At 69.8% G+C, this 23652-nt stretch carries 24 protein-coding genes; 8 read left to right on the forward strand and 16 right to left on the reverse strand.

From position 1 onward, the window contains the following. Positions 1-139: 139 nt before the first annotated feature. From JL11_RS06035 to JL11_RS06050, 4 genes are all read right to left on the reverse strand, one after another. Complete coding sequence (locus tag JL11_RS06035) at positions 140-523, reverse strand: helix-turn-helix domain-containing protein (RefSeq protein WP_007390098.1); 384 nt, start codon at positions 521-523, stop codon at positions 140-142. 17 nt (positions 524-540) lie between these two features. Beyond that, the gene (locus tag JL11_RS06040) at positions 541-852 is read right to left on the reverse strand and encodes a type II toxin-antitoxin system HigB family toxin (protein ID WP_054766844.1); all 312 of its coding nucleotides are present in this window, start codon (positions 850-852) and stop codon (positions 541-543) included. Positions 853-934: 82 nt separating this feature from the next. Beyond that, a complete protein-coding gene (locus JL11_RS06045) occupies positions 935-2260 on the reverse strand; it encodes an ATP-binding protein (protein WP_231681412.1) in 1326 nt (441 codons plus the stop codon). Between the two features lie 8 nt (positions 2261-2268). Continuing rightward, positions 2269-2979, reverse strand: a complete 711-nt coding sequence (locus JL11_RS06050) for a response regulator (RefSeq protein ID WP_054764863.1) — start codon at positions 2977-2979, stop codon at positions 2269-2271. 195 nt (positions 2980-3174) lie between these two features. Here JL11_RS06050 and JL11_RS17405 point away from each other — a divergent pair, with 195 nt between their 5' ends. Next, positions 3175-3417: a hypothetical protein gene (locus tag JL11_RS17405; RefSeq protein WP_054764864.1), complete on the forward strand. Its 243-nt coding sequence runs from the start codon at positions 3175-3177 to the stop codon at positions 3415-3417. Positions 3418-3489: 72 nt separating this feature from the next. On the opposite strand, the gene JL11_RS06060 is transcribed toward JL11_RS17405, so the two are convergent. The 3 genes from JL11_RS06060 to fliI all read right to left on the reverse strand — a co-directional run bounded on the left by JL11_RS06060 (position 3490) and on the right by fliI (position 6464). Then, entirely contained in the window at positions 3490-4524 is a 1035-nt protein-coding gene (locus JL11_RS06060) for an endo-1,4-beta-xylanase (RefSeq protein WP_054764865.1), read from the reverse strand. A gap of 181 nt (positions 4525-4705) precedes the next feature. Beyond that, positions 4706-5116: a hypothetical protein gene (locus JL11_RS06065; RefSeq protein WP_054764866.1), complete on the reverse strand. Its 411-nt coding sequence runs from the start codon at positions 5114-5116 to the stop codon at positions 4706-4708. 4 nt (positions 5117-5120) lie between these two features. Continuing rightward, positions 5121-6464, reverse strand: a complete 1344-nt coding sequence (gene fliI / locus JL11_RS06070) for a flagellar protein export ATPase FliI (protein ID WP_054764867.1) — start codon at positions 6462-6464, stop codon at positions 5121-5123. 110 nt (positions 6465-6574) lie between these two features. On the opposite strand from fliI, the gene JL11_RS17135 reads away from it, so the two are divergent. Further along, on the forward strand, positions 6575-7420 hold the full coding sequence (locus tag JL11_RS17135; protein WP_082382616.1) for a DUF3800 domain-containing protein: 846 nt from the start codon (positions 6575-6577) through the stop codon (positions 7418-7420). 196 nt (positions 7421-7616) lie between these two features. Here JL11_RS17135 and JL11_RS06075 read toward each other — a convergent pair whose 3' ends face one another. Then, positions 7617-8519 (reverse strand): EamA family transporter, encoded by a 903-nt coding sequence (locus tag JL11_RS06075; protein ID WP_054764868.1) that lies wholly within the window; start codon positions 8517-8519, stop codon positions 7617-7619. Positions 8520-8604: 85 nt separating this feature from the next. Between JL11_RS06075 and JL11_RS06080 the strand changes: the two genes are divergently transcribed. Then, a complete protein-coding gene (locus JL11_RS06080) occupies positions 8605-9084 on the forward strand; it encodes an Lrp/AsnC family transcriptional regulator (RefSeq protein WP_054764869.1) in 480 nt (159 codons plus the stop codon). 73 nt (positions 9085-9157) lie between these two features. Here the strand turns inward: JL11_RS06080 and JL11_RS06085 are convergent, their stop codons facing one another. Further along, positions 9158-10279, reverse strand: coding sequence for a carbohydrate porin (locus JL11_RS06085; protein ID WP_231681414.1), 1122 nt, complete (start codon positions 10277-10279; stop codon positions 9158-9160). 153 nt (positions 10280-10432) lie between these two features. On the opposite strand from JL11_RS06085, the gene JL11_RS06090 reads away from it, so the two are divergent. Next, positions 10433-12376: a methyl-accepting chemotaxis protein gene (locus tag JL11_RS06090; RefSeq protein ID WP_054764870.1), complete on the forward strand. Its 1944-nt coding sequence runs from the start codon at positions 10433-10435 to the stop codon at positions 12374-12376. Positions 12377-12382: 6 nt separating this feature from the next. On the opposite strand, the gene JL11_RS06095 is transcribed toward JL11_RS06090, so the two are convergent. After that, positions 12383-13411: an alpha/beta hydrolase family protein gene (locus JL11_RS06095; protein ID WP_197273347.1), complete on the reverse strand. Its 1029-nt coding sequence runs from the start codon at positions 13409-13411 to the stop codon at positions 12383-12385. Positions 13412-13510: 99 nt separating this feature from the next. Between JL11_RS06095 and JL11_RS06100 the strand changes: the two genes are divergently transcribed. The 4 genes from JL11_RS06100 (at position 13511) to JL11_RS06115 (ending at position 17234) form a co-directional block, all read left to right on the forward strand. Then, positions 13511-14326, forward strand: coding sequence for a LytTR family DNA-binding domain-containing protein (locus JL11_RS06100; RefSeq protein ID WP_054764871.1), 816 nt, complete (start codon positions 13511-13513; stop codon positions 14324-14326). A gap of 75 nt (positions 14327-14401) precedes the next feature. Then, entirely contained in the window at positions 14402-15388 is a 987-nt protein-coding gene (gene cysK / locus JL11_RS06105; RefSeq protein ID WP_054764872.1) for a cysteine synthase A, read from the forward strand. Positions 15389-15435: 47 nt separating this feature from the next. Then, positions 15436-16656 carry a DUF2336 domain-containing protein gene (locus tag JL11_RS06110; RefSeq protein WP_054764873.1) on the forward strand — a complete coding sequence of 407 codons (1221 nt, stop codon included), beginning with the start codon at positions 15436-15438 and terminating at the stop codon, positions 16654-16656. 149 nt (positions 16657-16805) lie between these two features. After that, positions 16806-17234, forward strand: a complete 429-nt coding sequence (locus JL11_RS06115; RefSeq protein ID WP_054764874.1) for a MucR family transcriptional regulator — start codon at positions 16806-16808, stop codon at positions 17232-17234. Positions 17235-17345: 111 nt separating this feature from the next. On the opposite strand, the gene JL11_RS06120 is transcribed toward JL11_RS06115, so the two are convergent. From JL11_RS06120 to JL11_RS06145, 6 genes are all read right to left on the reverse strand, one after another. Beyond that, a complete protein-coding gene (locus tag JL11_RS06120; RefSeq protein ID WP_054764875.1) occupies positions 17346-18464 on the reverse strand; it encodes a DUF2336 domain-containing protein in 1119 nt (372 codons plus the stop codon). Then, positions 18461-19381 (reverse strand): hypothetical protein, encoded by a 921-nt coding sequence (locus tag JL11_RS06125; protein ID WP_054764876.1) that lies wholly within the window; start codon positions 19379-19381, stop codon positions 18461-18463. Before JL11_RS06125 ends, JL11_RS06120 begins: the two co-directional genes overlap by 4 nt. 35 nt (positions 19382-19416) lie before the next feature. After that, on the reverse strand, positions 19417-20187 hold the full coding sequence (locus tag JL11_RS06130) for an ABC transporter permease (RefSeq protein WP_054764877.1): 771 nt from the start codon (positions 20185-20187) through the stop codon (positions 19417-19419). Next, positions 20184-20954: an ABC transporter ATP-binding protein gene (locus JL11_RS06135; protein WP_054764878.1), complete on the reverse strand. Its 771-nt coding sequence runs from the start codon at positions 20952-20954 to the stop codon at positions 20184-20186. The genes JL11_RS06130 and JL11_RS06135 overlap by 4 nt, the downstream gene beginning before the upstream one ends. Then, positions 20947-21990, reverse strand: coding sequence for an ABC transporter substrate-binding protein (locus JL11_RS06140; protein WP_054764879.1), 1044 nt, complete (start codon positions 21988-21990; stop codon positions 20947-20949). Before JL11_RS06140 ends, JL11_RS06135 begins: the two co-directional genes overlap by 8 nt. Positions 21991-22620: 630 nt before the next feature. After that, positions 22621-23601, reverse strand: coding sequence for a sensor histidine kinase (locus tag JL11_RS06145; protein ID WP_054764880.1), 981 nt, complete (start codon positions 23599-23601; stop codon positions 22621-22623). Between the last annotated feature and the right edge of the window lie 51 nt (positions 23602-23652).

The following is a 23652-nucleotide window of genomic DNA, read 5'->3' on the forward strand; positions in this document are numbered from 1 at the left end:
GTCTCCTGAAAAGGGCTTTAAGCCTTTAGAGGCTGCGAACCGGGCGTTCGGATGCAGCTGGGCGATCCGGTGGTGAGCAGGACCGATGTCGCTTCTAGTTGTGTTCCTGGCGTGGAGGACATGGGCGCCCTTGACCGTGTTAGGCGGCTAAGTCGCCGACAAGCGATCCGGCCGGAATCCGCCAAGCCCGGCTGATCTTTCGGATTTGATCGAGGTTGATCTCCCGCTTGCCGTTCAGCAGCTCGGAGGCGCGCGCCTTGGAGCCGAGGATCTCGGTCAGATCTGACTGCGTATAGTTGTTCGCCTGCATGACGAACTTCAGCACATCGACCGGCTCGGCCCGTGGGATTGGATAGTGCCGGCGCTCATAGTCCTCGATCAGCAGGACCAGGGCGTCGTAATGGGCGGCCGCCTCGGAGCCTTCAGCAGGTTCGTTCTCGAAATAGGGCCGCACCGCCTTCAGCGCCGCTTGGTATTCGGCCTCGTCAGCCAGGGTGCGGATCGTGCTCATGTCCATCGTCATCTTCGCTCTCTCCAATCCTATAGTTTCGCTACATCGATCTTGTCGTATTCAGCGTGAGTCCCGACGAAGAGGATGAAAATCCTCTTGGCCCGAAACCCCACCAGACCGACGATCCGGTATTTGTTGCCGCCCACGTCGAAGACGATCTTGCCGTCCACCACATAGTCGGCGCTGCTGAAGGTGGCCTTCAGCTCCGCGTAGTTGTTCCAGTCGGCGTCCGAGGCGGCAGTGTGCCACTCGATCATCGCCGCCTTCGCCGTATCCTGGGGCTTGCCCTTCGGCTGGGCCTCCCAGAACTTCACCAGGACTGATTTCGCGATCACGTTCATGGATTCGTATCGCATGTTTCCAATCTGGAAACAAGGAGAAGTTTCCAATATGGGAACTCAAGGGTTGGCCGACACCTGTCGATCAGCCCTGTTTTTCGTCCGGCGCGAAGGTCACCGTCGCCTCCATCCCCCCGTCCGCCGCATTGGCCAGGGTCAGGCGGCCGCCGGCGATCTCGGCCATGCGGCGGGCGATGGTCAGGCCCAGGCCCGAGCCGCCGCTGTCGCGCGACCGCGAGGGATCCAGCCGGTAGAAGGGCTCGAACAGGGCCTCCAGCCGGTCCTCGGGCACGCCCGGCCCGTGGTCGCGGACGATCAGACGCACCGTCTCGCCCTCGACCTCGGCCCGGACCGCCGCATCGCCGCCGTGGCGCACGGCGTTGTCGATCAGATTGGTCAGGCACCGCCTCAGAGCCAGGGGCCGGGTCGGCCGCACCGCCCCGCAGCCCTGAACGAAGACGACCGGCTGGCCCGCCTCGGCCGCATCCTCGCACAGGGCCGACAGCAGGGCGTCCAGATCGACCGGGACGATCGGCTCGATCCGGGTCTCCAGCCGCGCCAGGTCCAGCCCCTCGCGCACCAGATGCTGCATGGCCGCCAGATCCGCGATCAGCTGGGCGCGCAGGGTCTCGTCCGCCACCTTTTCGACCCGCAGCCTCAGCCGGGTCAGGGGCGTCTGAAGATCGTGGGCCACGGCGGCCAGGACGCGGGCCCGTTCGGCGATCAGGGCCTGAAGCCGGGTCTGCATGGCGTTCAGCGCCATGGCCGCCTGGCGCACCTCGCGCGTCCCCTCCACCGCCAGGGGCGGGCCGTCCAGGTCCCGGCCCAGGGCCTCGGCCCCGGCCGACAGCCGCGCCAGGGGCGCCGCCGCCCGGCGTGACGCCAGCCAGGCCGTCGCCGCCACCGTCGCCAGACCCACGGCCAGCAGCAGGGCGCTGTCCCGCCCCAGATTCCACGGGCGCGGGGCGGGCGGCAGGCTGACCGCCACCGGGGCCACGGCCGTCCCGTCCTGGGGGTCCAGGGTCAGGATGCGACAGCGCAGGGCCGCGTCCGCCGGGGCGCCGCAGGCGGCCTTGGCCGCCTCATAGGCCCGCACCTTGACCCCGGTCACGCCGCGCCGGGCCAGGGCCTGGGCCACCGCCTGGGTCAGGGCGGGGTCGGGCGGCCCGCGCCGCTGTCCGTCGGCCGGGGTCAGGGCCACGGCCACGGCGGCGGCCGGATCGTCGTCGGCCTGGGCCAGGTCGCCGATCCGCTCGGCCGTGGTGAAGTCATGGGCCTGTTTCAGCCAGTGATGACGGCCCAGCTGAAGCGCCAGAAAGGTCACCGCCGCCGCCGCCAAGGCCCCGAGCAGCACCAGGGCGAACAGCCGGACCGTGGATCCGTCGACGGCGCCGCCCAGCTCCCGCCTCACGCCCCGGCCTAGGCGCGCCACGTCACCGGCCCCGACAACATATAGCCCAGGCTGCGCACCGTGCGTATCAGGACCGGGTTCTTGGCGTCGTCGCCCAGCTTCTGACGCAGGCGGCTGACCCTCAGATCGACCGCCCGGTCGTCGGCGTCGGCGACGGTGGACAGGGCGCGGATGCGCTCGCGCGACAGGGGCCGCCCGCCGTTTCGGACCAGGGCGTGCAGCAGGTCGAAATCGGCCCCGGACAAGGGCGCCACCCGCCCGTCCGGCGCCGTCAGGCTGCGGGCGGCGACGTCCAGGGACCAGCCGGCGAACTGGGCGCAGCGCCCCTGGACCGGCTCGGCCTCCGGGCGGGCGCGGCGCAGGACGGTGCGGATGCGGGCCACCAACTCGCGCGGCTCGAACGGCTTGGCCATATAGTCGTCGGCCCCCATCTCCAGCCCCACGATCCGGTCGATCGGATCGCCCCGCGCCGTCAGCATGATGACCGGGGTCCGCGACGTCGCCCGGATGGCGCGGCACAGGCTTAGGCCGTCCTCGTCCGGCAGATTGAGGTCCAGCACCACCAGATCGACCGGCCCGGCCTCCAGCGCCGCCTTGGCCGCCCGGCCGTCGGCCGCCTTTAAGGTGCGAAAGCCGTGCTGCTCCAGATGATCGGCCAGAAGGGTGCGGATATCGCGGTCGTCGTCGACGACCAGAAGCACGGGCGGGGCGGCGGTCATGGGGCGGGTTCAGCGTGGCGGGTCGGTCGTCTCTGTCCGCCCGGCTGATGGCGAAAAGGCGGCCGACACAGTCGGACACAAATCTCCGCCCCGCCGACACGGGCCGACACCGAACCGCCCATCGCCCGCCGGAGCCGGCGTCGAGAAACGGGTCGTCCGAAACGAACGGACGTTCTCAACACAGAGAGACTTCAGATGAAATCCTTCCGCACCTCCGCCGTCCTGGGCGCCCTGGCCGTCGTCGCCCTGAGCAGCGGCGCCGCCTTCGCCGGAACCGTCCCCGCCTCGGCCCCCGCCTCTGCCTCTGGCCGCGCCCCGGCCGCGACCGCCTCGACCGCCCATTCGACGACCTCGGCCGCCCGTCCGCAGCGTCCGGCCCGCCACAGCCGTCATCAGCGCGCCGAGACCCCGGCTCAAACGGCCAAGAAGAAGTCCTGAGACCCTGATCCGACTTCGGGCGGTCTCCCGGCCGACCGCCCGAAGCCGGCCTTTTTTTGAGGCGATCCGACTTTAAGCGAACCCTTGGGCCAAGGCCGCCGCCATCGGCCCCGGTCGTGCCGCGCCGTCGAAGGGCAGGGGCCGGTCGCGCCCGTCGTCCTTGTCGCCCTGACGATACCAGCTGTCGGTGTCGCGCAGACCCCAGACGGTGAAGGCGAACCTCTGGGCCGCCGGCAGGGCTGTAAAGGCCTCCGCCAACTCCCGCACCCGCGCCGTCTGCAAGGTCGTGCGCTGACCCGCGCCGCGCAGGTCCAGCCGGTTCTCGGTCCGCAAGGTGCAGTCCAGCTCCGACACATGGATCGGCAGGCCGAACTGGGCCGCCTCGCGCATGAAGGCGCTGATCGCCCCCTCGGGGATGTCGATCCAAAGATGCGACTGCAGCCCCAGCCCCTGAAGCGGACACCCCGCCTTCAACAGCCGCTCGACCAGTTTCAGGAACTGGACGCCCTTGGCCGGCACGCTTTCCTGATTGTATTCGTTGAGGAACAGCACCGCGTCCGGATCGGCCGCCCGCGCCTGTTCGAAGGCGCGCAGAATATAGCCGTCGTGGCCGTATCGGGCGCTCCAGTGGCAGTCGCGCGGGCCCGAGCCGTCGTCCAGAATCGGCTCATTGACCACGTCCCAGCTGCGGACCTTGCCGCGATACCGGCCGGCCACGGCGGCGACATAGCCGTCGAAGGCCCGGTCGAAGGCCGCGCCGGACAGGCCCGCAAAGGCCTCGGCCCCTTGCGAATACCAGATCAGGGTGTGGCCGTGCAGGGCCATGCCGTGCCGGGCAGCGAAGGCGGCGATCCGGTCCGACCGGTCGAACCGGGGCCGGTTCAGCCCGTCGGCCAGGACATATTCCATCTTCATCTCCCACTCGGGCGTGAGTTGAGAGACCTGGGCGCGGGCCAGGGCGACCCAGTCGGGGTCGTCGATCTGCATCGCCCTGATCGCCGTGCCGAACGGGGCGGGGGCGACGGACTTCAGCGCGGGAAGGTTCGGCGGCGTCGGTTCGGCCGAGGTGCGGTCGCAGGCGGCCAGGGCCAGCGACGAGGCGATCACGGCGCGGCGAGAGAGACCAAACCCTCTCCCGCTTGCGGGAGAGGTGGCCCGGCGTTCGCGAAGCGAACCAGGGTCGGAGAGGGAAGTGCTGCTCAACAGAAGACTTCCCCCATCGTCAGCCGTCTCGCTCCGCTCGACGAGCTGACACTTCCCCCGCAAGCGGGGGAAGGTCTGAGAGTCCTCAGACCGCACGCTTCCGCAGGCCCAGCTCGTCGAAGGCGGCGGTTTCGCGCTTGGCGATGGCGATCAGCTTGTTCAGCCGGGTGGTTTCGGCGACGTGTTCGAACTTCTTCAGCTCTTCGAAGGCGCCCGTCAGGGCGTCGCGGGCCCCGGCCTCTTCGGCGTCGATGACGCTCAGATCGCTTTCGGCGGCGGCGCGGCGGGCCTTCCAGCCGTTCAGATAGGCGGCCAGCATCATATTGGCGTCGGCGTCCAGGCGTGCGCGCTCGCGCTCCACCTCGACCTCGGCGTCCAGAACCGCCAGCCGCATCTCGGCCGTGGCCCGGCGCGCGCTGACCTCGGCCAGGCGCTTTTGCAGGGTTTCGACCTCATAGTTGGAGATGCGGATCAGGGATTGGGCCCAAGCGGTCATTTCGTCACTCTCTGATCATGCCTTGGTTCAGAATAGTCTCCAGCCGGGTAAAGGAATCGGAAAGACGGGTGACGTCGTCCTTGTCCTGGCTCAGAAACTCCTCCAGCGCGGGGTTCAGGGCGATGGCCCGGTCCACGATCGGGTCGGCGCCGGTGCGGTAGGCGCCGATCTTGATCAGCTCCTCCATATTGCCGTAGGCCGACAGACACTGGCGCGCCCGCTTGTTCAGCTCGCGCTCGGGCGGGGTCTGGCAGGCGGGCATGGTCCGGCTGACCGACTTAAGCACGTCGATGGCGGGGAAACGTCCACGCTCGGCGATCTTGCGGTCCATCACGATATGGCCGTCCAGAATGCCTCGAACCGCGTCGGCTATGGGCTCGTCATGGTCGCCCCCGTCCACCAGGACGGTGAACAGGGCGGTGATGGGGGCTGCGGTCGTGCCGTCGGGCCGCACCGGTCCCGGTCCGGCGCGTTCCAGCAGCTTGGGCAGTTCGGTGAAGACGGTGGGGGTGTATCCCTTGGTCGTCGGCGGCTCGCCCGCCGCCAGGCCGATCTCGCGCTGGGCCATGGCGAAACGGGTGACGCTGTCCATCAGGCACAGGACCTCCAGATCCTGGTCGCGCAGATATTCGGCGATGGCCATGGTCATATAGGCCGACTGGCGGCGTTTCAGGGCCGGCTCGTCACTGGTGGCGACCACGACGACGGCGCGTCTCAGCCCCTCTTCGCCCAGGGTCTCTTCAACGAACTCGCGCACTTCGCGGCCCCGTTCGCCGATCAGGCCGACCACGACCGCGTCGCAGCTGGCCTGTTTGGCCAGCATGGACAAAAGCACCGACTTGCCCACGCCGGAACCCGCGAAGATGCCCAGCCGCTGGCCCCGGCAGGTGGTGGTGAAGACGTCCATGGCCCGCACCCCCAGGTCCAGCCGCTCGCCCACCCGGCCGCGCGAATGGGCCGGGGGCGGGGGCGTGCGCAGGGGATAGGGCGCCGGTCCCTGGGGCAGGGGGCCCAGGCCGTCGATCGGATTGCCGAAGGCGTCGATGATCCGCCCCAGCCAGGCGGTGGTCGGGCGCACGCTGGCCGCCTGATCGACGATGCGGATCTCGGCGCCGGGCGCCACCCCCTCGACCGGGCCGAACGGCATCAACAGGGCCTTGGCGTCGCGGAACCCCACCACCTCGGCCGGCAAGGGCTCCAGCCCGCGCCGCCCGATCTCGGCCCGCGCCCCGACCGCCAGCCGCGACAGACCCCCTCGCGACTCGATCAGCAGGCCCGAGACGCCCGCGACCTTGCCGGTGACGACCAGCGGGTCGATCGCTTCGACGGCGGCGACGAGATTATGCAAGACGAACCCCAGAAACAGGCGTTAACCGTTTGCGCCATCATGGTTAACGGGGGGTGAAGGGGGCGTTTCGGGCGGTGGTCGAGGCGCAACCTCTCCGCTAGAACAAGGGTATGACCGCTGCCATACCGCCTCAAAATCGCTCAAAGCCCGTTTACCATCTCTACATCGACGATAGCGGTTCTCGGTTTCTCGACCGGCTCGCTGTAGATGCGGACAGCAATCCCCGCTGGTTTAGCTTAGCGGGCGTTCTGGTGAGGGAGGAAGACGAGGCCCAATGCAAGGAAATGCGTGCGAGTTTTGTCGCACGCTGGCCAAAGTTGACACAACCGCTTCATCTCACAGACATGCACAGTCGTCGAAAGGGATTTGCTTGGCTGGAGGAGTTGTCCCTAGCCGACAGAAGCGCCTTCTGGAGCGAATTCCACCAGATGTTAGGCGCCCTGCCTGTGATCGGCCAGGGCTGCGTAGTGCACCGTCCAGGCTATCGGGATCGTGGTTATGGATCGCGAGAAGGAGACGCAAAATGGAACCTCTGCAGAACCGCGTTCAACATCGTTGTCGAACGATCCGCCAAGATCGCCTACGGTGAGGGGAGGCGTCTCAGAGTGAAATATGAGGGGAGCGATCCCAAGGCCGATGCTGCGCTTCGCAGTTACTGGGCGCTTCTGAAGAGGGGGGACGGTTTGGGCTTCAACGCGATTAATTCGGCGAAGTACGATCCTTTTCCACCTGATGAATTGGCTGCAACTCTGATTGATCTTGAGAGAAAGGATAAGCGGTCAGGCTTGATGCAAATTGCAGACACCTTTGCGCTTGCATTGTCCAGGGGGCGGTACCAAAGCGACTTTTCCACCTATGCTGCGATCAGTAAATCCGAGCGTCGGGCAGATGATTATGTCGGCGCAGAGCGGGCAAAGGTCGAAGGAATTAAATATTACTGCTTCGACGGACTGTGATCTAGATACGACAAAGGCCGGGATTAATCCCGGCCTCCGCGCGGCCCCCATACGGTGAACCTCTAGGCATTGCCTGTGTATAGAAATGCATAGTGTCGGCCTGGGTTCAAGATCGGGCGGCGTCAAACGCGGACGCAGGGCTAGAATAACATCAACTCGTGACGTGGAAGGCTCACGCGACTTTTGTAGCACGCCGTCAAACCGGATCTCCTGCGACCGGCGTCTCCCGCGTCGTCGCAATGGCCCCGACCGAGGCGATGACGATGGCGGCGATGGCGATCCATTGCTGGCCGGTCAGATGTTCGTGCAGGACGATCAGGCCGGCCAGGGCGCCGATGGCGGGTTCGGCGCTGAGCACCACGCCGAAGGTGCGTTTGGGAATGCCGCGCAGGGCCACCATCTCCAGCGAATAGGGCAGGGCGCTGGAGAAGATCGCCACGGCCAGGCCGGCGACGACGATGGCCGGGTTGAACAGGGCCGCCCCGGCGTGGGCGAGGCCGAAGGGGACGACCACCATCGCCGCCACGCTCATGCCCAGGGCCACCGACTGGCCCGGATGCAGATGGGTCAGCCGCTTGCCGAAGATGATGTACAGCGCCCAGCACAGGCCCGCGAAGGCGGCCAGGGCCACGCCGACCGGGTCCAGCGATCCTGTCCCGCCCTTCAGCGGCAGCAGCAGGCCCAGGCCCAGCACCGCAAAGCCGACGCAGACGAAATGGATCGGCCGGCGCGAATGGATCAGGGCCAGGCTGAGCGGCCCGATGAATTCGATGGCGATGGCCACGCCCAGCGGAATGGTGCGCAGCGCCATGTAGAAGCTCAGATTCATGGCCCCCAGGACGGCGCCGTACAGGACGACGGCCTTCAGATCGGCCCGGGTCAGGGCGAACCGCCAGGGCCGGAACACCAGAACCAGCAGCAGGGCCGAGATCCCGACGCGATAGGCGGTGGCCCCTTGCGCCCCGATCACCGAAAACAGGCTCTTGGCGAAGGATGTGCCCCCCGCCAGGATCATCATCCCCGCGAACAGGGCGGCGTAGGGGATCAGCCGCGCGATCAGCGGGGACTGCAGGCTCGGGCTCAGGCTGGGCGCGGTCATGGGACGAGAGATAGCCCAAAGCCGCTTGCGTATCTCGCCGATTTCCGGCCTCCTTGCGCCGAAAAACGGCGTCAAAGAGCATGATATGACGGATTTCGTCACCCTGGATGAGTTCGACCGTCGGCTGCTGGCGCGGGCGCGGCGCGACAATCAGGAGCCGGCGCGGGTCACGGCCCAGGCGGTGGGCCTGTCGGAATCGGCGGTGTTGCGACGGATGCGCCGCCTCCGGGCCGAAGGGGTCATCGTCGCCGACGTCGCCCTGGTCGATCCGGCCCGGATCAAGCCGCGCATCGTCCTGCATGTCCTGGTCGAGATGAACACCCAGGATCGCAAGGTCATCACCGCCTTCCAGCAGGCGATGAAGGCCAGTCCCGAGGTCCAGGGCGCCTGGGACGTGACGGGCGAGACCGACTATCTGCTGACCGTCGCCGTCCCGACCATGGCCGATTACGAAGCCTTCGGCATCCGCGAACTGGTCCCGGAAAAGGGGGTCCGCAGCTATCGCAGCATGATCGTGATCCGCGAGGTGGTCGGCTTCGACCCCGCCCGCGCCGTGGTGGATTAATAGAGGGCGGTCGTGATCCGCAGCGCGACCACCACCACCGTGTCGGCGTCGCGCAGACCCCCGGCGTAGCGGATCAGCTGGACGTCCGGCTGGAACGGCCGATCCGGTCGGCGTAGGTCAGTTCCAGCCCCTCTTCGTAATGGGCGGGGTCGTCGCCGGCGTCGGCGATGTTGGCGCGGCCCTTGTCGGACAGCCAGCCCTGATGGACGCCCAAGGAGACCTGGCTGTCGGGGCGGCCCGCCCAGACCTGGCTGACCAGGACGCCGGCCTGCCAGCCGCCTTCGAAATCGGTGGTGTCCCCGTCCGAGGCGCCGATCCGGCCGAACAGATCGACCTGGGGCCCGTCCGGGTTCGCCGTCCCATAGACCCGCCCCTCGGCCAGGGCGTAGGCGCCGCGCGCCAGGCTCTGGGCCGGTTCGCCCTCGGGCGTCAGGTCGCGGATGTCGTCCTGATGCTGGTCATAGCGCCAGACGCCGACGGCGTAGCGGCCCGCCCCGTTGACGCGGCCCCCGACCTCGACGATCCCCAGGACGCCGTGATCCAGGGTGGTGGCCACCCCGCCCCGGTCGCCGATGGTGCGGGCGTCCGCGTTGATCACGGCGGCTTGGGCGTAAAAGGTCTCGACGTTCCCGATCCGCAGCCGCGCGGCCAGGGAGGTGGAGGGGAAGATGGCCGGGCCGTTCGGACCGGTGGAGGCCAGTTCCGAGCCGATGCCGAACGGCGGCGCCAGCAGCAGGTCCGAGGCCTCGGTGGCGTAGAATTCGCTGTTCAGGTCATACAGGCCGCCCAGCAGGCTTCCCCAGCCCAGGTCCTGTTCGATCCAGGCTTCGTACAGTCGTGCGCCCTGGGCGGAGACCTCGATATTGTCGACCCCTTGCAGGGTTCCGGCCAGGGCGTTGGGTTCGCCCCCGCCGTTGTAAAGGCCCGACAGATGCAGCCGCGCGCCGCGCCAGCCCCAGGCCCGTTCCAGATCCCCGTCCAGGCTGACGCTCAGATTGTCCAGATAGCGGCCCGCCCGCGCGGCCCCGCCCGAGACGACGCCCGTGACGTCGGCGGCGTACTCGGCCGCGAAGGCCCAGGTCGGTTCGATCTCCGTCTCGGCCTGGGCCAGGGCGAAGGTCGGCGCCGCGACGGCGGCCAGACCGGCCAGGGCCGCCAGACGGCGGAGAAGGGAGCGGGGCTTAGCATTCTGCATGGCCGGAAGTCCGTGATGTTGAACCTCCAGCCTAGCTTCGGAAGGTGAACACGGACCTTCGCATTGCATTGGGGGCAAGCCGTATCGGACCGGCAACGGCGCGTTAACCCAAACTCCCGTAACCCCGTTCGGAATTGTGTGGGAGCGCGCGCGATGAACTGGACGATCGGCAAGAAGGTGACGGCGACCGGGATCGCGGTCCTGGTCCTCTCCGTCGGCACCGCCGGCCTGGGGTTGAAGATGAACGCCGACCTGGGCGACGCCCTGGACCGGGCGACGGTCTCGGCCTCGATCCTGCGCAACCATATGCAGGCCGACATGATGCACGACGCCCTGCGCTCCGACGTCTTCGGGGCGCTGCTGTCGTCGGACCCGGCCAACGGCGTCGATCCCGCCGAGATGAAGGCCGGGTTGAAGGAGCACCGCGAGACGTTCGAGGCCGCCGTCGCCGAAAACACGCAGCTGGCCACCGATCCCGAGCTGAAGGCTGCGCTTCAGGAGGTGGAGGCGCCGCTTCGCACCTATGTCCAGGCTGCGGGCCAGATGGTCGATCTGGCTGAAGCCGATCCCGCCGCCGCCCAGCGGCGCATGGGCGAGTTCCAGGAACAGTTCGGCGTGCTGGAAACCGCCATGGGCGCCGCCGCCGAGAAGATCGAGGCCGAGGCCCAGTCCGACGCCGCCGCCGCCGAGGCGACGGCCGCCGTCAGCCGCATCGTCATGATCGCGGCCGTCATCGCCGCCCTCCTGATCAGCGCGGGCCTGATCCTGGCGGGGGTGCGCGGCATGGTGGCGCCGATCCGCCGCCTGACCGACGATCTGCGCGCCCTGGCCCAGGGCCGGACCGAGGTCAAGCTGGGCGAGGCCGCCCGCAAGGACGAGATCGGCGACATCGCCCGCGCCGTGGTCGACATCCAGGCCCTGATCGCCGCCCGCGTCCGGGCCGAGGCCGATCAGGCCGAACAACTGCGGCTGAAGGACGAAGAGGGCCGCCGCGCGGACGAGGCGATGCGCGAGGCGACCGCCCGCGAACAGGCCGCCATCGTCGCCGGCCTGGGGCACGGGCTGGAGGCCCTGGCGCGCGCCGACCTGACCTATCGCATCGTCGATCCCTTCCCGGCCGCCTATGAACGGCTGCGCACCGACTTCAACGGGGCGGTGGACGGGCTGCAACAGGCCATCGCCACCATCGCCGCCAATACGGGCGCCATCAATGCGGGCGCCGCCGAAATCGCCAAGGCCGCCGACGACCTGTCGCGCCGCACCGAACAGCAGGCCGCCAGCCTGGAGGAGACCGCCGCCGCCCTGGATCAGGTCACGGCCACGGTGCGCGCCACCGCCTCAGGCGCGGTCCAGGCCGCCGGCGCCGTTCAGGCCGCCCGCGACGACGCCGACAAGAGCGGTTCGGTGGTGCGCGACGCCGTCGCCGCCATGGGCGAGATCGAACGCTCGTCCAGCCAGATCAGCCAGATCATCGGCGTCATCGACGAGATCGCCTTCCAGACCAATCTCCTGGCCCTGAACGCCGGGGTCGAGGCGGCGCGGGCCGGCGAAAGCGGCCGCGGCTTCGCCGTGGTGGCCTCCGAGGTGCGCGCCCTGGCCGAACGCTCGGCCGACGCCGCCAAGGAGATCAAGGGGCTGATCACCCAATCGACCGCCCAGGTCGGATCGGGCGTCAAACTGGTGACCGAGACCGGCGCAGCCCTGGACCGGATCGTGGCCCATGTCGCCCAGATCGAAAGCCTGGTGACCGACATCTCCGCCTCGGCCGCCGAACAGGCCACCGGCCTGGCCGAGGTCAATACGGCCGTCAATCAGATGGACCAGATGACCCAGCAGAACGCCGCCATGGTCGAACAGTCCACCGCCGCCAGCCACGCCCTGTCCCAGGAGGCCGACGGCCTGCACGCCGCCGTCGCCCGCTTCAAGGTCGGCGCCGCCGCCCCCGCCGCCGCCCGCAGTTCCACCCCGACGCCCGTCGCGGTCACGCCCCCGCCGTCCCCCTCGGCCGCCGTCACGGCCTTGAAGAGCGTCGGCCGCGGCGGCGCCGCCCCCGCCCCCTCCGCCGCAGCGGACGAGGACGGCTGGGAAGCGTTCTGAGGCGGCTCAGCGGCCGCCGCCCGGCGCCGTCAGGGTGCGGCGGAAGAAGGCGATCAGGTCGCGGTTGAAGGTCTGCTGGAAGGCGGCGCGGTCGAAGCCGGGGGTGGGGGCGCAGATGGCCGGCGCCAGTTCGGCCAGGCGCGCCGAACAGGGCGGCATGAAGTCGAAATGGCCGGCGCCGGGGATGGAGCGGTATTCCGGCGGACGGGGCAGGGCGTCGCGCACCGGTTCGGCGTAGAAGGGGCTGGGCAGGACCCGGTCGTTTTCGCCCCGCCACAGCTGGACCGGCTGGGCGACCCCCGACAGGCCCTGGCGGGTGAAGGCGAAGCCCAGGGCGGGGGCGGCGGCGGCCACGGCCTTGATCCGCCGGTCGTGCACCCAGGTCTGATCCGTCTTCGGCGCGCCACGGGCGGCGATCAGGCCGCAGTCGTAGAAGCCGGGGTGGGCGATGCAGTGGTCGCCGATCCGGCCCAGGTCGGGCTCGCCGCCCGCCGCGGTCAGGACGGTGAAGCCGCCTGCGGAAAAGCCGAAGGCGCCGATGCGGTCGGCGTCGATCGCCGTCCGGCCGGTCCAGTCGCTCAGCAGATAGTCGATCAGGACGCGAAGCTGGCGCGGGCGCTGGGCCACGTCGGTCGCCCGGCTCTGGTCGCGCCAGTTGTCGCCCGTATGGGTCAGGGCGGCGACGACGAAGCCCGCCTGGGCCAGGGCGCGCGCCGTCGCCTCATGGCTGCGGAAATCGCCGCCGTTGCCGTGGGAAATGACGATCAGGGGGCGTCGGGCGCCGCCGTCTGCGCCGGGCGTCCAGACCCCCGCCTCGATCGCCGGACCGGCGCCGTCCGGGATCTCCAAACGGGCGAAGGCGACGGCGGCCTCGGACGGGGGTGCGGCGGGCGTTGGGGGCTGTGGGACCGGGGGCGTCGGCTGGACCTGAAGGGTCAGGGCGGCGGTCAGGAGGGCGGCGGTCAGGAGCATGTCGGAGCCTCGTTTGCGGCGGTTGCGGTCCGCCTTCTGACCGGGGGCGAGGGCGGTCCGCATCCGGCTTTGCGCCAATGGGCGAACGGGTTCGCCGCCGGGCGAACGGGCGCAGGGGGTCGGCCGATTCCGCCAAGGCCGTTCCGGCGCTAGAACAGACGGATGAAGATCGGGGATTCGCGAACGGACGTCAGGCGGGCGGCGCGGCTGGGGCTGGGCGTCGCCACGGCCCTGGGCGTGCTGCTGGGCCTGATCGGCCCGTTCGGCTCCTATATGAACGGACCGGCGACGGTGCGGATCGTCTATTGGACCGCCAGCCTGTGGGCGGGCTGGCTTCTGTTCGGCCTGGCCCTGCCCCTGATCGCGCGCTGGGCGCTCAGGCGACGTCTGTCGCCCTGGCTGTGGGCGCCGCTGGCGGTCGCCGGCCTGGCGGCGCCGATGACCCTGATCAGCCGAGAGTTGGCGCGCCTCGTCTGGGGCCGCACCTTCGAGGTCGGGCTGTTGGAATGGTATGGGCAAAGCCTGATCGTCGGGGCCGTGGCGACGGGCGCGATCCTGTGGCTGCTGGTCCGGCGGCCGATCCGAGACCAGGAGGTCCGGCGGGAGTCCGGCCCGGCGCCCGCCTCGACCGATCCCCGCGACCGCCTGCCCGCCCGCCTGGGGCGCGAGGTTCTGTGCCTGCAGATGGAGGACCACTATGTCCGCCTCCACACCCCTCTGGGTTCGGAACTGGTGCTGATGTCCCTGTCCCAGGCCATGGCCGGCCTGGCGGATCTGGACGGGCGTCAGACCCACCGCTCCTGGTGGGTGGCGACGGCCGCCGTGGTCGGGGTGGTGGAGGACGGCCGCAATCTGGTCCTGAAGCTGAAGGGCGGCCTGACCGCCCCGGTCTCACGCGCCCGCGTCGCCCCCTTGCGGGCCGAGGGCTGGCTGGCGGCGCCGGAACTGAGCGCGGGCAAGAGAAATCATCGCCTCTGACCCCTTGCGGATCGGACGCGCCGTCTATCTGTTACGCATCCTGAACGACCCGTCCCCTACCCCGGAGCCCGCCCCATGTCCGACTTCCACTATGATGCGTCCCGTCACGTGAAGAAGGGCCGGGGCAAGGTCTATGACACCATCGTCGACACCATCGGCGACACCCCCCTGGTGCGGCTGCCGCGCCTGTCGGCCGAGCTGGCGCCGGTCGAAGGGGCGACGGTCCTGGCCAAGCTGGAGTTCTTCAACCCGATCGCGTCTGTGAAGGACCGGATCGGCGTGGCCATGGTCGAGGCGCTGGAGGCGGCGGGCAAGATCACGCCCGAGACCGTCCTGATCGAACCGACCAGCGGCAACACCGGCATCGCCCTGGCCTTCGTCGCCGCCGCCAAGGGGCTGAAGCTGATCCTGTGCATGCCCGAGAGCATGTCGATCGAACGGCGCAAGATGCTGGCCCTGCTGGGCGCCCAGCTGGAGCTGACCCCGGCTGAAAAAGGGATGAAGGGCGCCATCGCCCGGGCCGAGGAGCTGCTGGCCTCCACGCCCGGCGCCGTCAGCCCGTCCCAGTTCGAAAACCTGGCCAATCCGGCCATCCACCGCGCCACAACGGCCGAGGAGATCTGGAACGACACCGACGGGGCGGTGGATGTGGTGGTCGCCGGCGTCGGCACCGGCGGCACCATTTCGGGCGTGGGCCAGGCCCTGAAGGCCAAGAAGCCCTCGATCCGCATGATCGCGGTCGAGCCCGAGGCCTCGCCCGTCCTGTCCGGCGGCGCGCCGGGCCCGCACAAGATCCAGGGCATCGGCGCCGGCTTCGTCCCGGCCATCTATGATCCGTCGGTGGTGGACGGGGTGGAGCAGGTGTCGAACGACGAGGCCTTCGACATGGCCCGCAAGGCGGCCCGGCTGGAGGGAATTCCGGTCGGCATCAGCTCGGGCGCGGCCCTGGTCGCCGCCTTCCGTCTGGCGGCCCGGCCCGAGAGCGCGGGCCAGACCATCGTGGTGGTCATCCCCTCCTTCGCCGAACGCTATCTGTCGACCGCCCTGTTCGAAGGCCTGTGAGGATCGGCGATACTTCGGCTTAACCCGCCAGGTTTTAGGGTGGCGCCATGAGCCAGCCGCCAACCTTGATCGAGGAAGAGGAGGCCGGGCCGCCGCCGTTGAGGGCGCGCCGGGCCCTGCTGAAACGGCTGGCCGACGTGGTCTCCCTGCCCGCCAGCCGGATCAACGCCTTCGAACGGTCGGTGGTCGGGGACCTGCTGGTCGACATGCTGCGCCTCGCCTGGCCGGAGGAGCGTCGCCGGGTGGCGGGGCGGCTGGCCGCCCTGGCCGAACTGCCCGACGCCCTGGCCCGGCTGCTGCTGCGCGACGAGATCGAGATCGCTCAGGTGCTGATCGAACAGTGCGCCGCCCTCAGCGACGCCGACCTCGTCGCCTGCGCCCGCGACGCGGGTTCCGAGCACCGGCGCGTCATGGCCGCGCGGCGCGGCCTGTCGGAGATCGTCTGCGAGACCCTGGTCGGTTTCGGCGAGCCGGAGGTGATCGAGACCTTGCTGCGCAACTCGACCGCCCGCCTGTCCCAGGCCGGGATCGAGACGGTGGTGGCCCTCAGCCGGACCCACCCGGGCCTGTGCGGCGGCCTGCTGAAACGGCCGGAGCTGCGGCCGTCGGGGGCCTATGTGATGTTCTGGTGGTGCGGCGCCGATGATCGGCGCACCATCCTCCAGCGCTTCGGCGTCTCGCGCGACGTCATGCAGGAGGTCGCTGAGGACGTCTTTCCCATGGCGGCGAGCGAGGGCTGGGCCGATCCGGTCGCGCGCAAGGCCCTGCAGTTCATCGAACGGCGCCAGCGCAACCGCGCCGCTATCGAAAAGAGCCCCTTCGACAGTCTGGAACAGGCGGTCGCCACGGCCGCCCGCGACGGCCTGTCGCGCGAGATCGCCAGTGAAATAGCGTATCTGTCCGGGATCAAACCCCTGACGGGGGCCAAGATCCTGGGCGACGCGGGGGGCGAACCCCTGGCCATATTGTGTAAGGCGACCGGTCTGTCCAAGACCGACGTCCACAACTTGTGGAGATCCATGCGTCGCCCCGAGGTTCAGCCTGACGGCTCGGTTCATCCCGACTGGGAGAGGGTTCAGATCACCTATGACCTGCTGGCGGTTGATCGGGCCCAGACGGTATTGCGTTACTGGAACTGGTCGCTGTCATCGGCCCTGACACCGGCGCTGTTGCAGGCTATTCGCGCCGGGGATGATGAACAGGTGGATGAATATTCAGCCCCGGAACGAGCGGCGATGCTGGCCTTGGCCGAAGACTTCGGCCGCTGATCCCTGTCAGCTTTCCGCGAAGCTTTTCCGCCGAAAATCGGCGTTTCCTTCTGCGATTGCTTTTGCCGACCAATAACTCTATGAGACTGGTGTGAAAACGCGGCTGGCGTTTCAGTCGAGTTGAATAGAATCAGAAAGCGACGCAAGGCATGGAAGAAAAGCCCGAACTGCTCGAGATGACCGCCGACATCGTATCGGCCTATGTCGGCAACAACACCGTCACGGCTGAGGCCCTTCCGGCGTTGATCGCTAATATTCACGCCGCCTTGTCGGGTGTTTCGAGCGGTCCGGTCGAGGCCGAGCCGGAACCCAAGGAACCGGCGGTGCCGATTCGCAAGTCGATCAACCCCGATTTCCTGATCTGCCTGGAAGACGGCCGCAAGTTCAAGTCGCTGAAGCGCCATCTGCGCACCAAATACGACATGAGCCCGGAAGAATACCGCGCCAAGTGGAACCTGCCGAAGGATTATCCCATGGTCGCGCCGAACTACGCCAAGGCGCGTTCCGAACTGGCCAAGCAGATGGGCCTGGGCCAGGGCGGCCGTAAGCCGGCCCGCGCGCCGCGCGCCAAGAAGTAAGCCCGGACTGATCGGTATAGAACGCCCGCCTCCTTCCAGAGGCGGGCGTTTTTGTTTGGACGAGGCGCATCTCTCCCTCCCGGCAGGGAAAGGGAGAGCGACCTGTCGGAATCAGGCCGCCTGGGCGACGCGGCGCATGCGCCAGAAGCGCAGGGTGCGCCCGGCGGCCTCCGTGGTCAGTTCGCCGTACATCCGGCCATAGGCGGCGGCCTTGCCCATCGGGTTGGAATCCGCGCCCAGCAGCGACACCGCATAGGTCAGGAAGATGGCCCGGTCGATGTCGGCCGCCTTGCAGACCACGGCCAGGGCGTCCAGGTCGCGGCGATCGACGATGCCGCGCGCGGTGTGGAAGTCGATGTCGGCCAGCCGCGACAGGGCGACCAGGAAAGGAGTCCGGCCCTTGGACCGCAGGAAACGGATCAGCACCTGGGGCGTCAGCTGGCCGGCTGCATGCAGTTCTTCGACATAGGCCTGGCTCTCGGCGTAGTCGGGCGGCAGGGCGCCGTCGCTGGTGGCGACGCGGGTGCGCCCGGCCGCCAGGGCCGCCTCCAGCAGGGCCGGGTCCAGGCTGGCGTTCTGCTCCAGGATCTGGTGGCGCAGCCGGGCCTCCACGACGAAATACATGTCGTTCAGCAGGTCGATCGGCAGGCCCTTGCGCTCGACTGCGGGGGCGTGAAGCGCCGGATTGACCTTGGCCCGCTCGACCGCCGTCTCGGAGGCGGCGCGCGACAGCCGGGCGCCGTCGTTGCGCAACAGGGCGCCCAGGGTGTGGTCGTCGCCGCGCGCCACGATGATTTCGGACACCGCCTCGGGCACCTCGACCCGGCCGGATACGGCCCGCAGATGGTCCTGGCCGTGTTTGGAGACCACGCCGATCAGATCGGCGTCGGTCAGGACGGTGGAGCCGCGCAGCACCGGCTCGGCCACCTCGATCGCATCATGGGCCAGCCGTTTGATCAGGCTGTGGGGCGCATCGGGCGCGACGGCGAACCGCGCGGCCAGCTCGGCCCGAACCGCGACCTCCATGTCTTCGCACAGGGTTTCCAGCACGGCGCCGTAGAGGTCGGTCTCGGCCGCGCTATGCTCGACGTCGCCGAAGAACTGGTCGGTCAGTTCGCGCAGCAGCAGGCGGCGCTTCTCGCTGGACGCCTCTTCCGCAAGGGCGATCAGCTGGGGCAGGCGCGAGGCCTTGATCGCCTCGGCGTCTTCGGGGGGCAGGGCTTCGCTCATGAGCGTTCGTCCACGGCGTCGGACCCGCCCGCCGACGGCGGGGCGGCTCGCACCGAGCCGTCGCGATTGCGGATCAGGGCCGGCGGGCCGTCGGGCTGAGCCAGGTCCGCCGAGGACGGCGTCTGGCTCATCTCGACCGGCAGGGCGTCCAGATAGACCGGTTGCGCCTGGGGGATGGGGTCAGGACGATGACCCGCCTGGCGATGGACGGAATAGAAGCGGGCCCCCTGGGGAACGGCCGAGGGGACAGAGGCGAGCGGCGACGCCTCGGCCTGAACGGCGGCCGTCTGAACCGGCGGCGTCGCGGCCGGGGCGGCGGCGGCCATGCTCGCCTGCGTCAGGCGGAAGATCGGGGCGTCGCGGCGAGGCGCCATGGGATCGCCCGGGGCGTCGGCCTGGGGCGTTGGTTGGGGCGCCGGTTGGGGCGCGTTCTGGGGGGCCGGCGCGGTCCGGTCCGCAGCGGCCTGGACGACTGGGGCCTGGACGACTGGGGCCCGGACGATTGGGGCTTGAACAGGTTCCGGCTGCGCAGAAGCGACTTGAACGGGAGCGGGCTGGGGCGTCGTCGCCTCATAGGGGCGGGGCTGCGACACCGGCTGGGACGCGACGGCGGGCGAGAGCCAGTCGCTGGCGGGGGTCAGGCCCCGCCGGGCAGCGACGGCCGTGGAGGCTGGGGCGTCCAGCCGGGCCAGGGGAAGCGCGGCAAGAGTCGCGCGCGGAGCGGTCGTCTGAGCGGACGAGGCGCGGGCGTCGGGGCCGCGGGCGACCGGCGGCTTGCCGGGCCAGGACAGATAGCGCAGCCCCTCGGACGTCGTGGCGACCTGGGCCGCAGCCGCGCCCGCGCCCATAAGGGCCGCGAACAGGACGCTGGACAGGAGCAGGACAGGGCGCAAGAGACGGCCTCGGGCGAATGACATCGGGCAAGCCTAGGCGGCCATCGCTTAATCCGCCGCTAACGGCGGACCCGGATTCGCACCGTCACGATTCGCTCGACCAATCCCACGGCCGCGTTCAGCGCCAGGCCCAGCAGGGTCAGGCACAGAACCCCGGCCAGCATTTCGGCGGTTCTCAGCCGGTTTCCCGCCTCCAGTAGCCGCCAAGCCAAGCCTTGCGTCGCGCCCGAGCCCGAGACGAACTCGGCCACCACGGCGCCGATGACAGCGAGGCCCGCCGCGACCCGCAAACCTTCCAGCGCAAAGGGCAGGGCCGAGGGCAGGCGCAGCCGCCACAGCCGCTGCAGGGGCGTGGCGCCATAGAGGTCGAACAGCCGCTCCAGATCCGGATCGGCCGACTTCAGCCCCGTCAGGACGCCCGAGAACAGGGGAAAGAAGGCGACCAGGGCGGCCAGGGCGACCACCGCCCGGTCGGCGTGGTCCAGCCCGGCCCAGATCAGGACCAGGGGGGCGACGGCCACCACCGGCGTGACCTGAAGCGCCACCGCCAGGGGCCGCACCGCCCGCTCGGCCGAGGCGTGCAGCGACACCATAAGCGCCAGGCCGCCCCCGACCAAGCCCGCGACGATCAGGGCCTGGACCGCCATGACGAAGGTGATCCAGGCGGAGGCGGCCAGACGCGGCCCCGCCTCGATCAGGGCGGCGGCCACGGCGCTGGGCGGCGGCAGGAAATAGGGCGGCAGGTCCAGAAGACGGCAGGCCCCTTCCCAGGCCGCCAGCAGGACGACGCCCAGCAGCAGGGGCGGGATCAGCTCGGCCGACCGCCTCACGCCGCAGTCTCCGCCGTCTGAGACGTCATCGCCGCCTCCAGGGCCTCGGCCGTCGTCTCCACGGCCTGACGATAGGCGGGATCGGCGCGCCAGCGGACGGGGCGCGGCGGGGCGCCCGGCGTGGGCAGATCGGCGACGGGCCGGCCGGTCGCCGCCTCCAGCACCACGATCCGCTGCGCCAGATAGACGGCCTCCTCGACGTCATGGGTGACGAAGACGACGGCGGGACGGGGATCGGCCGCGGCCCACAGGGCGTGCAGATCCTCGATCAGACGGCGGCGGGTGACGCTGTCCAGGGCGGCGAAGGGCTCGTCCAGCAGCAGAAGCTCGGGCCCCGTCACCAGGGCGCGGGCCAGGGCGACGCGCATGGCCATGCCGCCCGACAGTTCCGACGGCCGGGCGTCCAGCCGGTCGCCCAGACCCACGGCGCTCAGGGCGGCGGCCGCCCGCTCGCGCGCCTCGGCGCGGGGTCGTCCCGCCAGCTCCAGCGGCAGGGCGACATTGGCCCGGGCGTCGGACCAGGGCGTCAGGGTCGGGCTCTGCAAGACGAAGGCGGTGCGGCCCGGTCCGACGGCGCGCGTGACGGTTCCGGCGCTGGGCGACTGGAGCCCGGCCAGCAGGCGCAAGGTCGTGGACTTGCCCGCGCCCGAGGCGCCGACCAGGGCCACGATCTCGCCCCGCGCCACGGTCAGGTCCAGCGGCCCGAGCGGCGCGCGCCCGGCCAGATCGACCGTCGCCCCGCGCAGGGCGGCGATGGGCTCAGCCACGGCCCGGCAGATAGTTGTCGGTGAAGGCCTCGCGCCAGTTCAGGCCCGGATCGAAGACGCCCGCCTGACTGGTCACGTCGAAGAAGGCCTGCCAGCGGTCGGGGGTCATGGCCCCCAGGCCGTAGAGGGCGGCGTCGCCCCCGTCGACGATGGCGTTGTCGCGCAGCTTCTGCCGGGCCTGGTCCAGGATGGCCTGGGTCATCTCCGGATTGTCCTTGCGGATCAGGGCGTCGCCCGGCGCCGGGTCGCCCCGCAGATAGTCGCGCCACCCCTCCGCCGAGGCGGCGATGAAGCTGCGCAGGGCCGTGGCGTTGTCTCGCGCAAAGGCGTTGGGGGCCAGGACCATGGCGGCGTAGGAGGGATAGCCCTCGTCGGCCAGCAGGAAGACCTTGGGCTCGAAACCCGCCTCCTGTTCGATGGTGTAGGGTTCGCTGGTCAGATAGCCCTGCTGCACCGCCCGCTCGTCGGCCAGGAAAGGCGCCAGGTTGAAGGTGTATTTGCGGACCTGATCGTCGGTGAAGCCGTATTTGGCCTTCAGCCAGACCCAGAAGGCGTTGATCGAGGCGTCGGCCAGGAGGAAGGGCCGGCCCTTCAGATCGGCAATGGTCTCAAGCGCCGGATCGGGGTGGGCGATCAGGACCTGGGGGTCCTTCTGGAAGAAGGCGGCGACGGCCTTAACGGGCGCCCCGGCCGCGACCAGATTCATCGGGATGAAGCTGTTGGACCCCATGCCCAGTTCGACGGCGCCGGAGGCCAGCAGCTGGGGCACGTTCACGCCCGGTCCGCCCTGGACGATCTGGACGTTCAGCCCGCGCTTCTCATAGGCGCCGGTCGCCAGGGCCTGATAGAAGCCGCCCTGTTCGGCCTGGGCGCGCCAGTCGGTGGCGAAGCGCAGCCGCACCCGGCCCTGTTCGTCCACCGGCGCCTCGGACCGGCCGCAGCCCCTCAAGCCCAGGGCCGCCCCCGCGACCACGGCCGCCCCGCCCGCGAGCAGGGCGCGGCGACGGCTCAGCAGGCGATTCCCACGCTGGATCATGGCCCTGCTTTACGAGGGGAAGGCGGCCTTGGGAAGGCGGGGGAGCGATGAAGCCGTATCCGACGGCGGCGACCGCGCAGCGCTCCAATTGAGCGAGGGGACGAAGCGTGCGGGGGAGCCCGTGTGCTTCGTCCCCTCGCCAAGTCCGGGTTGGACTTGGCCGGGCGGGTTCGGACCTCGGCCTGGGCGTCGTCGGGGCGGGAGCCCGCGAAGACGGTCGGCTGTATCCTGTCGCGCTCCTGGTCTCAGGCGTCCCGCGGATTGCGTCCGCGTCGTCCGTCGATCCCGATCCGGTTCTCCCTGCGTCCGCCGGTCTTGAAAGACCGTCGAAGGCCGGAAGCCTGGATCCCGCCTGACGCCCGTTACGATCCTGAAGATCGCCCGTTACGCCGGGTCGGAGAGCCGGGCCGGTCCGCTTGAAGCCGGGGTCTCCCCCGTTTTCCGCGCCGCCGTGTCCCTCGGCCTGTTGACGTTCTCGCGAAAGCCGGTATGAGGCAAGCGCCCGAACTCGCCCCCATGTGCATGACCGGCCCGGCGGCGGTGGACAAGCCTGTGAATATCGGTGGACGGATCAAATTCGCTTTTGCGGATCAGGGCTTTGGGCTGTCCACAGAAACGGCGGCCGGTCGATCAGTGATCGGCGGGACGCGGATAGGTCAGGCGGCACAGGGCGCCGGGCGCGCCGTCGACCAGACTGAACCGACCGCGCAGCTGTTCGGCCAGGCCCAGAACGATCCGCAGGCCCAGGCTGCGGCTCTGGCCGGGGTCGAAGGCGGGCGGCGGGCCGGCGCCGTCGTCGCGCACCTCCAGCCGGCGTTCGCCGTCCACCTCGTAGAGACGGATGTCAATCCGGCCGGGGCGGCCGGGGAAGGCGTGCTCCAGGGCGTTGTTGACGCATTCCAGCAGGATCAGGGCGACCGGCGTCGCCTCTTCCGCCGTCAGGGCGTGGCAGGCGCGCTCGACCTCGATCGTCACATCCGTGCGGCCCGTGGCCTCCAGGGCGTCGGCGACGAGGCGGCGGGCCAGGTCGTCGAAGGGGGCGGCGGCGCCGTCGGCGTCCAGCAGGCTGCGCTGCACCTTGGCGATCAGGGCCGTGCGGGCCGCAGCCTCCGACAGGACGCGCCGGGCCGTCTCGTCCCGGGTCATGCCCGCCTCCAGCCGCAGCAGGCTGGAGACCACCTGGATGTTGTTGGACACCCGGTGCTGGACCTCCTTCAGCAACAGGTCGCGGCTCTCGGCCAGGGCGGCGTTGCGCGCCACCTCGCGCTTCAGACTGTCGGTCGCCGCATTCATGCCGACGATGAAGAAGATGTCGACCGCCACCACGAAGACGTAGAAGGCCAGGGCCAGGCCGGTCGCTGCGCTCCAGTCGAACCCCGGCGCCCCGATCCAGAACCACCAGGCGCTGAGGCCCGACAGGACGGCGGTCAGAACCGCCGGCCCCAGTCCGCAGAAATAGGCGATCACCACCACGGCCGGGAAGAAGGTCAGATAGGGGAAGCCCGGCGGGAACCAGTCGGCCAGGGCCATGCGCACACCCAGCGCGGTCAGCCAGGCGCAGACCGCCAGGCCGTAGCCATAGAGGGGACGGCGAAACAGGACCGGGTTCAAAGCCTCACTTCTCCCCGATTCCCGCGTCCGGATCGCGCGGTGGTGACGCTT

It is taken from the genome of Brevundimonas sp. DS20 (genome assembly GCF_001310255.1).
Lineage (GTDB): Bacteria > Pseudomonadota > Alphaproteobacteria > Caulobacterales > Caulobacteraceae > Brevundimonas > Brevundimonas aurantiaca.